The following is a 12,482-nucleotide window of genomic DNA, read 5'->3' as shown; positions in this document are numbered from 1 at the left end:
TAATAAAATTTTCTGGTTTTATAAACAACCGCCTTCTATATTTAATTCAAAATCTTTATTCGCGTTTTTTTCATAATCCGGGAATTGAAGGATAAATCCAGGGCAGTTCCAAGGCGATCTTCTTCTATCCAGTATTTCTACCCGGTTAGCAATATTCGGATCAGCACCGATTCTTTTGATCTGATGCAGCCTGTCTCCTTCGCCAATCATTTCAATTTCCCTTTGCTCCCTTACTTTCTGAAGCAGGAAACCGGCTGACGATGTAGCGGAGATATTTCTTGTTGCATTACCATATGCTCTTTCAATAATCTTGTTAATGTCGGCGATTCCGGTTGCGAGGTTTGTATTTTGCTCCGCTGCAGACTCTGCTCTTACGAGGTACATTTCAGTTAGTGAAACAATGGGTAAAACAAAATTTACAGAATCGTATTTATTGACATAAATATTACCGGCATACTTAGTCGTATTAAGCCATGCAATACGTTTGTCCCCTGTAAAGCCAGTTACATAGTCATATAATTGTTGAGAGATACGTAGATTAGGTAATGTACTTGTTCCGGAAAAACGTCCTCTCAATACACTACCTGGTTCATTTGTACCGGGCTGGTTCATCGTAATAAAAATTGCTTCTGGCGTGCCGGTTGGTGTATATCTTGTAGCTGGTGTAGTTTGCAATGTATATTTGCCTGAACTAATAACAAGATTTGCATAGTTATAAGCCTCAGTATAACTGTTCATTTGAAAATACACCTTAGCCAAGAAAGCACGTACAATGTTTTTATCAGCATAAATTTTAGTTGCATTATAATCTGCTACTTTTCCTTCGGCGCTTTTGAGATCCGCAATAATCTGGCGGTAAACCTCTGCCACAGATGCCCTGACAGGAGCACTAATTGTGCTACTCGTTCTGAGAGGTATACCCGGATGTGAATTATCTGCCGTATATCCGGGATTATGCGCCCAAAGTCTGGCCACTTCAAAATGGCATATAGCACGGATAAATTGGGCTTCCCCCTCTACTTGCGCTCTGTTCGCATCTGAAACCAAATCTAAGTGCTCGAGTACCTTGTTCGCCGTGTAAATGATGTAATAAACCCCGGTGTATAGATCTGCATTATCCGTATTGAAAATAGTGGTGCTTCTGTTAAATATTTCCAGAGGTTTACCGCCTAAAGGAGCCCCGTTTAATGCGTCACCCAACAGCTCTGCAGTTGCCTGTAGCTGGCCGTTATACATATTCGATATACCAATCTGCCTGTAACAGCCATTTAGCAATTTCTTTACATCATCCTCCGTCTTCAGGGCTTCACTTTCCTCTACATTCCCTTCTGGTGGTCTTTCCAGAAATTTACTGCACGATGTAAAAACGATCACGAATGCTGGTAATAAAAAGAAAATCTTATACCATTTATATTTCATAATACAATCGTTTAATATTTTAAAAATTCAGGTTTAATGTTAAGATAAAGGATCTCGCTTGCGGTGGTGTTAAGTAAGTCACATTGGGACTCATATTTCTATCCTGCGCGCTCTGGAAATCCCTGGCAATTTCAGGATCTGAACCCGGATACTTTGTGAAGGTTAACAGGTTCATACCTGTAACAGCAATCTTAGCTCCTTTAAAAAAAGATTCCGTCCGGTTTTTTGAAGGGAAAGTGTATACCACCGTAGCTTCCCTTAATCTCGTATAACTCGCATCATACAGGAACATCGTAGAATTGTAGTTATCATTTGTTCCAAGGCCAGGGTAATAAGTAGAAACACTGGTCGTAAGCCTCGGGTATTTTGCCACATCACCTGGCTCTTGCCAACGATCTAACAAATCCCTTCTGATATTCCACTTGTTGCCCAGGTTCGAATACTTAGCCGATCCGTCATAAATATTTCCACCAATAACATAGGTCCACAATGTTGTAAACTCAATCGTTTTAAATCGAATCGAAGAGTTAATTCCGCCCATATAATCAGGAAGTACATTACCTACCAGTACCCTGTGATCTAAACTGAAGGTCTTGGTTTGCTTCCCGTTTTTATCTAGCCAGATAGGCAATCCGTCAGCAGGGTCGGCACCATAATATCTAACCAGGAAGTTGCTACCAACCGGATAGCCGGCCGCGATACGGGTATCGTTATACCCCCCCTGCAATGCATCAGGGCCCAATGAACCAATCGTTAATACTTCATTATAGTTCTTAGATATATTACCACCAATGCTTACTCCCCAATCTTTTTGATCCACTAGCTTAGCATTTAAGCTAAACTCCACACCCTCATTTAAAATCTTACCGCCTTCTAGGTTACGCCAACTCCTTTGAAAGCCCATAGAGGCTGCAACACCGGGCTGTACCAATTGATCAACCGTTATTTTGTGATAATAAGCGATTTCGCCACTTAACCTATTGTTAAATAAAGAAAAGTCTAGCCCTAAGTCAAAATTCCGAAGTGTTTCCCATTTCAGATCGGGGTTGCCCAAATTACTGGGGCTCCATATGCCTATACCATTATAAGTATTAGAGCTATTATAGCCATAGTAATATTGTCCCGATGCTATTGAGGAGTTTCCTACTATACCATAGCTGGCGCGGAGTTTAAGTACATTGATAAAAGAGATATCTTTTAGAAAATCTTCCTCGTTAATCAGCCAGGATGCCGAAGCAGCCGGAAAAAAGCCTCTCTTATTATTGGGACCAAACCTGGAAGATCCGTCCAGCCTTGCAAGCAACTGAAGATTATATTTATTATCCAGGGTATAGTTGATCCGCGCAAAAAAACTGTTAAAGGTCCAGTTATCCACTGTTTGCTTTTTCCGCTCTCCGCTACCGATCAACGTGTCAAGTCGGTTACGATACAAATCAACATTTCCTTTATAAAAGGGAGCATCTAAACCCCAGGCAAAAATATCACCGTTTGTATTTCTTGTTTCACTTTCCTGGGTTTCAACACCTGCTAAAAAGTTAAACCGGTTACTGGTATTCAAATTCCATTGATAGGAACCTGTAATAGTTGTATTGTAGTTGGTTACCCAAAGCGGATATCTTTTTGCTATAGCCCCCTGCTGGGTATTCCCGGTCCAGGTAGCACTTTCCCACCTGTCGTCCATTGATGCCAGGTAATCAGCAGAACCAACAGCCCGAAATACCAGATTCTTCACAGGCTCATACTCCAGAGTAAGCCCGCCTAATAACCTGTTATCCGCGTTCCTGTACTTTGTTTCATTTAGGTAAGCTATAGGATTATTATACTTGTCAAAGTATTCGCCATTATCGCTGTAAACAGGAAAGAATGGGTAGATATTACTTTGTGCAGCTGATATTGTTTTAAATATATCAATACGGTTATTGATACCCCTGTTGTATGCCGCGTTCAATGAAACCTTAAACTTGTTAGATGCTTTATAATCGACATTTGCTCTTATCGCCTGCCGTTCGTAAGAGTTATTTTTAATGTATGACTCATTCATACTATAAGTAGCCCCTATAAAAGTTCGCCATTTTCCCTTCCCCTGAGTCATAGAAAGATTATGCTCATTAATGTAACCGGTTCTGGTTACCATGTCCCACCAGTCATTATTTGTTTTAGAAGCTTGCTCAAGAGTTAAGCCCCCGGGTATTACTGTTTCATTAATTACACCAGTTTTACCATCATTTTCCCAGGCTTCCTGCAGCAATTTTAAATACTCAGAGGTATTAACAAAATCAGGACGGTTAGCATAGCTTACCAGCCCTAATTTATTGGAATAATTAAACTGAGCTCTTCCACCTTTACCGCGTTTTGTGGTAATGAGAATAACACCGTTGGCGCCCCTGGAACCATATATACCTGCTGCACCGGCATCTTTTAAAATCTCTACACTTTCTATATCATTAGGGTTAATGGCTGCCAGAGGGTTGCTGTTCATACCTCCATCGCTTCCTCTCAAAAAAGGATCTGAGGTCACAGGGATTCCATCAATTACATACAAGGGATCACCATTAGCGCTTATCGAACCAATACCCCGTATTCTTATTACAGATGAAGAACCGGCCATACCACTACCTTGTATTACCTGAACGCCAGGAGCCTTGCCTTGTAAAGAAGCCTCAAAGCTGGGCGCAGGGATCGCCGTAATTTGTGCACCACTCACTTTAGAAATGGCACCGGTAACATCACGTTTTCTTTGAGTACCGTAACCAATAACCACTACATCATCCATAGAGGTAGTTGACTGTCCTAATACTACATCGATAATGCTACGGTCTAACGGCATTTCTTTGGTAACATGCCCTACATATGAAAAACTCAGCATGGTGGCATTTTCAGGAACGCTTAACCTATAATAACCCGTACTATCTGTTATAGTGGCCAGCGTAGTTCCCTTTACTTCGACAGTAGCCCCTGAAATAGGAAGATTCGTGCTTTCTTCAGTAACCCTACCTGTTACTTCTTTGGTTTGCGCATGACTTATCAGCGCGCAAATCACCATTAATAGCGTTAAAAACGCAGGCAATCTTTTCATAAACATAGACAAACAATGTTAATTTTCTCAATCAGTTATGTGTACATGGTACACGATAAATTTTCGATACGAAAACAAAGTTAGGAATACTATGTGTATTAAGTACACATACCCCAATATTTTTTTTAGGCTTTTTTAGAAACCGAAGATTTTGCAGCTTTGGTCTTGAATTTGTGCAGCTTGCCCGGCCGGTGTGTTACGTCCTCCTCCAGCTCATCCAGCTCTAATAGCCAGCTCTTTAAGGCAATCTTTTTCCTGAAGTTCCTGCGGTCAAGTGGTGTTCCTAAAATGGCTTCATATAATTCCTGCAAGGCGCGCAGCGAAAACTTTTCCGGTAAAAGGTTGTGCACAATGGGGTGTTCCATGATCTGCTCCCGCAACATTTTGATACAGGTATCAATAATCTGCTTATGATCGAAGGCCAGCTTTTTAACGCCCTTAACAGCGTGCCAATGCAAATCGTTACTATCAATATTCAGCTTGTGGCTATTAATATCTACCAGGGAATAATAAGCGGTGCTTACCACCCGCCCCGACGGGTGACGGTTGACACTTCCAAATGTATGCACCTGCTGCAAAAACACATCATCCAAACCGGTACGGTCCTTCAACACGCGGTATGACGCGGCATCCAGGTCCTCATCCGGTTTCACCAGGTCGCCCAATAAAGAGTATAAACCTGAAAATTCTTCAAGATCCGACTGTATTAATAATACCTTCAACTCCTTATCTTCGTAACCGAAAATCACACAGTCAACCGACACCGCAATATTGAAATACTCCAGGTGGCTACTTTTCTCTACAGCTGCACTTTTTAACAGGGGATTATTCGTCATGGCTTATACAATGTGTTCTATATACACAAACCTAATATAATTTTCCTAATAAGGCAAACTATGCAAAAATTCTTTTCCAGCCCCGAAAAATAATTAGCTATTTAAAAACTTCCTTACATTTGTGTATCAAATACACATTAGCAGAACTGTTGTTAATATTGCTTTGCCATAGTCAGCTACAGGTGTTATCATTGAACGGCTGGTAAAATCAATACTTATTGCAGATAGCCATGCACTGATAATTCGCTGCTGCCAGCAGACAGATATCTGACCAACAGCATTAATAAAATAAGCAGATGAAACGATTTCTATTGCCCATACTCCTTTTAGCAATAAGCCTGGGCTGTAAAAAAACAAACCCTAACGAGCCACCCGAACCGGAGCCGCAGGTAGTGACTCCCCTTGTACAAACGGGCCTGGTTACTACAGACAAAAATTTTCCGGGTGCTAATGAAATGATTACGATTACATTCAACCCTGGTAAAGGAAACGCTGCACTGAATGCCACTACAGGGGATGTTTATATTCACTGGGGCGTAGTTACCAATAGCAGCAACGGCAGCTGGAAATATGTGAAAAGTGATTTTAATACAGCAGATCCATCGTCAAAAATGATTCGCCAGGCCAACGGCAGCTACTCCATTACAATTACACCACAAACTTTTTTTAATGTTCCCCCGGGAGAACAAATATTGAAAATAGCCATGGTTTTTAAAAATACAGATGCCAGTATAGTTGCGCGTAATACTGATGGAAGTGATATTTATATACCTGTTTACAGCAGTGGTTTACATGTGCGTTTTTTAGGCCCGGAAATGGCTCCCACTTCAACGCCATCCCCGGTTGTAGCTAATGTAACCGTAGGCCAACAGCTGGAAATAAGCGGCGTGGCCTCGCAATCAGCCAACCTGAAGCTTACCCTCAACGATATTGAGTTTGCCAACGCTGCAAATGCCACACAGATTATAGGGAAAGCAACCATCACTACCATTGGTGAACAGGTCATCAAAATAACTGCCAACGGTTCGGTACAGCAATCTTTTAAGGTAACCGCAACCGGCGCAGTGACTACGGCAGCCTTACCGTCAGGCGCAAAACCCAATGGCGTAACATTTTTGAATAATGGCGGCTCCGCTATACTGGCTTTATACGCCCCTCAAAAAAACTATGTATATGCGCTGGGAGATTTCAATAACTGGACAGCAACCGCTAATAGTTATATGAAACGCACTGCCGATGGCAATACCTGGTGGATACAGTTAGATGGGCTTGATCCTAATACAGAATATGCTTACCAGTTCTGGGTAGACGGCACCATTAAAATTGCTGATCCTTATACCGAAAAAGTGTTAGACCCTAATTATGATCAGTACATACCGGCCACCAACTATGCTAATTTTGGTACTTATCCAACCGGCAAAACAACCGGTATCGTCAGTACGATGAAAGCCAGTCAGTCACCGTATAGCTGGACCAATCCGGCTATCACCCGGCCGGCCAAAAATGACCTGGTGATTTACGAACTGCTTTTACGCGACTTCCTGGGAACCAATAATTACCAGATGTTAAAAGACACCGTCAACTACTTAAGCCAGCTGGGTGTAAATGCCATTGAATTATTACCTGTGAACGAATTTGAAGGCAATAATAGCTGGGGATATAATCCGTCCTTCTATTTTGCGCTGGATAAATATTATGGCAGCAAACCCATGCTGCAGGCTTTTGTAGATGCCTGTCATGCCAAAGGTATTGCGGTAATACTTGATGTTGTTTTTAATCATGCCGAGGGACAATCACCCATGGTGCAATTATATTGGGATGCAGCTAACAACAGGCCGGCGGCTAACAACCCCTGGTTTAATGCTGTGGCACCGCATAGCGCTATAAAATTCGGTAACGATTTTAACCATGAAAGCATGGCTACAAGAAATTTTGTCAAAGACGTGCTGAAGTTCTGGATGCAGGAATACAGGATAGACGGTTATCGTTTTGACTTTACCAAAGGATTTACACAAAAAGCCAGTTCGGACGATGCAGCCATGAGCGCAAAAGATGATAGCAGGATTGCTATTCTGAAAGATTACAATAATTATATCAGGTCAATTGATCCCAATGCATATGTTATACTCGAGCATCTGTGCAGCGATGAAGAAGAAAAACTGCTTGCTGCAGAAGGCATGATGCTTTGGAATAACCTGAACCATTCTTTTATGGAAGCCAGCATGGGTTGGCTGACCAACTCGAATTTTAATCGTGGCTTATTTACCACGCATGGCTTTGCCCAGGCTGATGGTTTGGTAAGTTATATGGAAAGCCATGATGAGGAACGCATGATGTATAAAAACCTGCAATATGGAAATGCAGCGGGGGCCTATAATGTAAAGGATCTGAATACTGCATTAAAAAGACAGGAACTATGTGCAGCATTTCTATTCACTATGCCGGGACCAAAAATGATCTGGCAATTTGGGGAGTTAGGTTATGATATATCTATTGATCATAACGGGCGCACCGGGGAAAAACCTCTTTTATGGGACTATAACAAACAGGCAGCAAGGGTGGCATTAAAAAATGCGTTTGCCCGGTTTATTGCTTTAAAAAAGAATAACAGCATTTTTAAATCCAATAACATCGTTGCTAATCTTAGCGGCGCTGTGAAATATATCAAATTAAGCGAAGGCACCAACACGGTTGTGGTGGTGGGAAATTTTGACGTAAATACGCAAACGGCATCTGTAGACATGGGTACTACCGGAACCTGGTATGATGTAGCTAATAATAGCACCATTTCACTGGCAGGCAGCAGCTATATCGCCAATCTTGCTCCGGGTGAATATCATATTTTCTCTAAAGCACTTCTTCAATAGCATAATTAAATCAAGCATAATCAATGCGCCCTTCTCCGGGGCGCATTTTTCTTAATAATACGTTAAAACAATTACGAAACTTTCGTAGACGACTTAAGATATTTATCTTGCTGCAAAATAGTTTATGAGAATATTGACCTGGTTTGCGTGCCTGGCCATCTGTCCTATGTTTTTATGGGGCCAGGATAAAGCACTATACCTCAATCCCGAAAATGCCCTGGGCTTTAAGGCCTCGTTGATATTTTCTGAAGCCGAACTAATACCGCTTGAAACCACCAAAGCCAGCAGTTTCAATAATGTTCAGAATTTTTTGGTAACTCCTTATTATTTTGCGGTGCTCGATAATAATTCCAATGCAGTTTTGTTTTTCAGCAAACAAGGTAAATTCCTGTTTAAGTACAGGAAAAAAAAGTATCGTATTGAGGACATTCAATATTCGGCGGAAAAGAATATCTTTTTTATCAGGTCGGTTAATAAAAACTATACAATACCAGAGCTCAAGGCTCAGCAGATAATAGAGCGATCTACCAGAACCGATTTTTCGAAGTATGTTAGCCTGGAGTTGCTGATGCCGGATGTCAACAACAGTTTTAAGGTGCAAAAACTACCGGTACCACGATATGCACTCAATGAGCTTGTATACTTAAATGGATATTATGTTGCCTTAAACGGGCGGTATAATAAATATGTAAAAGACACTGTAGCATATCATCTCAAACTTATTAAGGATAATAAAATAGTGAAATCCTATTTTCCGTTTGTTAACCTGCCAAAGCTGCCACCATTTTATGAGAACGTAGACTTTACCATCAATAGTACAACCGATGCTGCTGCAATGTTGGTACAAAAACAGTTTGACAATACCATTTACAGGCTTACACCAGACTCGCTCTACCTGGAATACAAATTTGTTTTCCCTGCCGACCAGACTATGACCGGCGATTTTCAATCAACCATGTTTCGAAGTAATATAGAGCATAACGCCGCTATCAATAAAAACAACAAAGTAATATCTGAACTGAATAACCTGGTAGAACATAAACACCTCCTGTTTTTCTCAGCAAGAGCGGTTAACTACGCTCAAAAAAACTACCTGTTTAATTCGACCGATAATAAGCTATATGACCTGGGGAAAATAACCACAGACAGCATTGTTTATAATTTGCCGCCTAAGATTTTTTCATCCATCACCCAGCAGGACGAAGAGTATGTTTATACAAGGATATCCAGTGTAGATCTGCTAAAGGAAAAAGACAAACTGATCGCTCAAAACAAGAACCTGCCTGAAAGAACAAAAGATCTCCTGGCAAAGCTCGACAAGTTCGACAATGCTATCGTTATTAAATTAAAAGTAAAACCATCAACCGCAAAATAATGAGAACTTTTTTACTGCTATGCCTCGTAGTCCTGTTTCCCACGGTGTTGATGGCTCAAAAAACGACGGGGGGTATTAAGGGTACCATTTATGATTCTATTAATGATTACGCCTTACAATCTGCTTCCATATCCGTTTACAAACAATCTGATTCCAGCATTGTAGAGTTTCAGCTTAGTAATACGTCCGGCGAATTTGATATCAAAAATTTACCTCCGAAAGTACCCTTGTATATGGTCGTATCACATACAGGATACCGGCCATTGGTAAAAAATCTTTTGCTCGACAGTTTAAACCTAATTACCGATTTTAAAAAATTGTTCCTCTTCCAGAAAGCAGAAAATGAAATGGATGAAGTAGTGGTAAAAGCGGTACAGCCTATACGAATGAACGGAGATACGCTTGAAATAAACCCTGATGCTTTTAAATTAGATTCGAATGCAGTAGTAGAAGACATGCTGATGCGGGTGCCGGGGCTGACAGTTTGGGGCGACGGAACAATTACCATGAATGGCCGCAAGCTTGAAAAAGTGTATGTAGACGGAAAGCCTTTCTTTGGCGGAGCTGCTCAAACTGCTACCCAAAACCTTCCTAAAAATGCTATTGAAAAAATTCAATTGTACCAGGAAAAAGATTTATCTAAAGTCCAACAGTCTGAGGAGAAAACAGATTCCCTGTATGCCATGAACATTAAGCTGAAAGCCGATAAGAAAAAAGGTATGTTTGGGAAAATTGGCGCAGGCTATGGAACCGATAACAGATACACGGGCGATGGTGTGATGCAGTTTTATAACAAACGAACGCAGGCGGGCATTGCAGCCGGTATTAACAATATCAATAAAGAAGAAGGCACGGGCGAAAATGCATTCATGGAGAACACTTTCAAATCGAACTTCCGGGTATTTTTTGGAGGTCGCGGAGGCGGAGCCGATGGCATTACCAGGCGAACTTATGCCAACGCCAAAATACAGCATAGCTTCTCCGAATCGGATAACTCCCAATTCTATAACCGTATGTCGGCAGATTATGGCTACCTGAATACTTTGAGAAATGTGACAACCAATACCACCAATGTTCAAAACATTACAGGCGACAATAACAACTATAAGTTATCAAATATCAGCGAAAGCAGAGGCATCAACAATAATACGAGCAATAATGTAAAGTTCATGTATGAGAACCGCAAACAATTCGGCAATTTTGTAAACCTGACAGCCAACTACACCAACCAGTTTACAACCAGCGAGAATGAATCCACTACCAATGTTTTCAAAAATGATTCAACAGCAATAAGTACCGCCCTTAACCGCAACAGGTCTACCACTGTAAATGACAACCTGAATATGTTTGGTTTTATACGTTCTAACGATGCCGGACAGTTACAGGACCCCAGGAAAAATTTTATGCTGTTTTTCAATGGAGGTTATAATAACTCGAGTAGCAACAGCAATACCGTAAGCCGCTTTTTGTCTTATATTGACAGCATTCCTTCCGACCTGATTGACAGAAAGTATAACACGCTTAACAGGAATTACAATGCCAGCCTAACCCTCAACTATGACGGTTTCAAAAGCCTGATATTCGGCATTTATAATTTCTTCAATATAGACGTATCCCTGGCCAATGACATCAGCATCAGCAGAAGCGAAATGGATTCCAGGGTTGCTGACCTGGATACCTTAAACAATTTATACCGGGCAAATGACCAGCTGACCAATAACAATATACTCACTAACTTCTATTATAAACCAGGTTTGAGTTTCAGGAAATCCATCAATAAATCGGTATGGGAAAAGTACAACTACTGGTTCTCCATGGGCATAGAGTTAAAATACCAGTTCCTGAATCAAAAAAATGAATCGAGCTTTTTGTTTCGCAATATCGACAGGAACTTCACCGCCTTCACGCCAAACCTGAACATGAATTTTAATTACAACAAGAATAATGCATACAGGATCAACTCTTACCTGTGGGCCAACATGCAGCAAACGCCGGCATCTATTGATCAGCTGTATCCGCTGGTAGATAGTACCAACCGGTATAATATCATAGCAGGTAACCCCAACCTTAAAGCTTCAACCAATACGTATAGTAACTGGAACTTTGATATCAGCCGCGCCAAAATGAATACCAAGAGCAATTACAGCGCAGGTTTAGGGTTAAATTATAACAACACAGCTAATGCCATTAGTGATAATACAGTTTACGATAGTTCGGGCCGGAGTACACGTTACCTGATCAACGTAGATAACCAAAGAGCTATCAGTGGAAACGTGAATGCAAGGTTTTCTACTAATCTTACCAAGATGAGCAATCTGAATTTCTCTTACAGGTTGAACCTGTCTACCAACGAACGTCCGGGATTCATCAACGATGTAAGTTCCAAGTCTACCAACAATTCTATCTCGAACAACTTAAGTGCTACTTATAGTCTGGTAGATAAATTCAATATCACCATTGGAGAAACAATAGCAACAAACAGAAGCAGACAGCAAAGTATCCGTTTTACGGGTAACTCTGTGATACGTAATTACACTACTTCGGGTAATATTAATTACTTTATAACAAAAGAGCTCACCCTGAACTCCTCTCTCAACTACCAGAATAATATTGCAGCAGACGGTAATTCGGCAAAAGCTACCATCTGGAATGCCAATGCCATCTATCGTTTTATGCAGCAGAAGGCCGAAATAAAACTTTCTGCATTCGACCTTTTACGTCAGAACCGAAACATCACCAATTTTATTGAACGAAATACAGCAACAACAACCATTTCCAATGGCCTGCAACAATACTTTATGGTCACTTTCTCCTACTATCCCAGGAAGTTTGGAGGTAGCAACCGCCCCAGTCCACCGTCATCGGGTGGCGCCATTATGATTGTTCGTTAACTCTTTCAAAGCCGTCTT

General features: G+C 41.1%; 6 protein-coding genes. 3 read left to right on the top strand and 3 right to left on the bottom strand.

The genetic code is table 11. From position 1 onward, the window contains the following. Positions 1-18 precede the first annotated feature (18 nt). From ACLOAU_RS09565 to ACLOAU_RS09555, 3 genes are all read right to left on the bottom strand, one after another. Positions 19-1,419, bottom strand: coding sequence for a RagB/SusD family nutrient uptake outer membrane protein (locus ACLOAU_RS09565; protein WP_427861643.1), 1,401 nt, complete (start codon positions 1,417-1,419; stop codon positions 19-21). 19 nt (positions 1,420-1,438) lie between these two features. Next, positions 1,439-4,495 carry a SusC/RagA family TonB-linked outer membrane protein gene (locus ACLOAU_RS09560; RefSeq protein ID WP_427861642.1) on the bottom strand — a complete coding sequence of 1,019 codons (3,057 nt, stop codon included), beginning with the start codon at positions 4,493-4,495 and terminating at the stop codon, positions 1,439-1,441. A 125-nt stretch (positions 4,496-4,620) separates the two neighbouring features. After that, positions 4,621-5,331: an NUDIX hydrolase gene (locus ACLOAU_RS09555; RefSeq protein ID WP_427861641.1), complete on the bottom strand. Its 711-nt coding sequence runs from the start codon at positions 5,329-5,331 to the stop codon at positions 4,621-4,623. A gap of 296 nt (positions 5,332-5,627) precedes the next feature. Here ACLOAU_RS09555 and ACLOAU_RS09550 point away from each other — a divergent pair, with 296 nt between their 5' ends. From ACLOAU_RS09550 to ACLOAU_RS09540, 3 genes are all read left to right on the top strand, one after another. Continuing rightward, positions 5,628-8,198 (top strand): alpha-amylase family glycosyl hydrolase, encoded by a 2,571-nt coding sequence (locus tag ACLOAU_RS09550; protein WP_427861640.1) that lies wholly within the window; start codon positions 5,628-5,630, stop codon positions 8,196-8,198. 124 nt (positions 8,199-8,322) lie between these two features. Then, positions 8,323-9,573, top strand: a complete 1,251-nt coding sequence (locus tag ACLOAU_RS09545; protein ID WP_427861639.1) for a 6-bladed beta-propeller — start codon at positions 8,323-8,325, stop codon at positions 9,571-9,573. Further along, positions 9,573-12,464, top strand: a complete 2,892-nt coding sequence (locus ACLOAU_RS09540; protein ID WP_427861638.1) for an outer membrane beta-barrel protein — start codon at positions 9,573-9,575, stop codon at positions 12,462-12,464. The genes ACLOAU_RS09545 and ACLOAU_RS09540 overlap by 1 nt, the downstream gene beginning before the upstream one ends. Positions 12,465-12,482 lie beyond the last annotated feature (18 nt).

It is taken from the genome of Paraniabella aurantiaca (genome assembly GCF_050309965.1).
In the GTDB taxonomy this organism is placed as follows: Bacteria; Bacteroidota; Bacteroidia; order Chitinophagales; family Chitinophagaceae; genus Niabella.
This window is presented reverse-complemented; position numbering and strand designations above follow the sequence as displayed.

What these genes read in the sequence shown, in the direction of transcription:
- ACLOAU_RS09560 (WP_427861642.1), bottom strand. Translation starts at nt 4,495, where the DNA reads ATGAAAAGATTGCCTGCGTTTTTAACGCTATTAATGGTGATTTGCGCG.
- ACLOAU_RS09565 (WP_427861643.1), bottom strand. Translation starts at nt 1,419, where the DNA reads ATGAAATATAAATGGTATAAGATTTTCTTTTTATTACCAGCATTCGTG.
- ACLOAU_RS09555 (WP_427861641.1), bottom strand. Translation starts at nt 5,331, where the DNA reads ATGACGAATAATCCCCTGTTAAAAAGTGCAGCTGTAGAGAAAAGTAGC.
- ACLOAU_RS09540 (WP_427861638.1), top strand. Translation starts at nt 9,573, where the DNA reads ATGAGAACTTTTTTACTGCTATGCCTCGTAGTCCTGTTTCCCACGGTG.
- ACLOAU_RS09550 (WP_427861640.1), top strand. Translation starts at nt 5,628, where the DNA reads ATGAAACGATTTCTATTGCCCATACTCCTTTTAGCAATAAGCCTGGGC.
- ACLOAU_RS09545 (WP_427861639.1), top strand. Translation starts at nt 8,323, where the DNA reads ATGAGAATATTGACCTGGTTTGCGTGCCTGGCCATCTGTCCTATGTTT.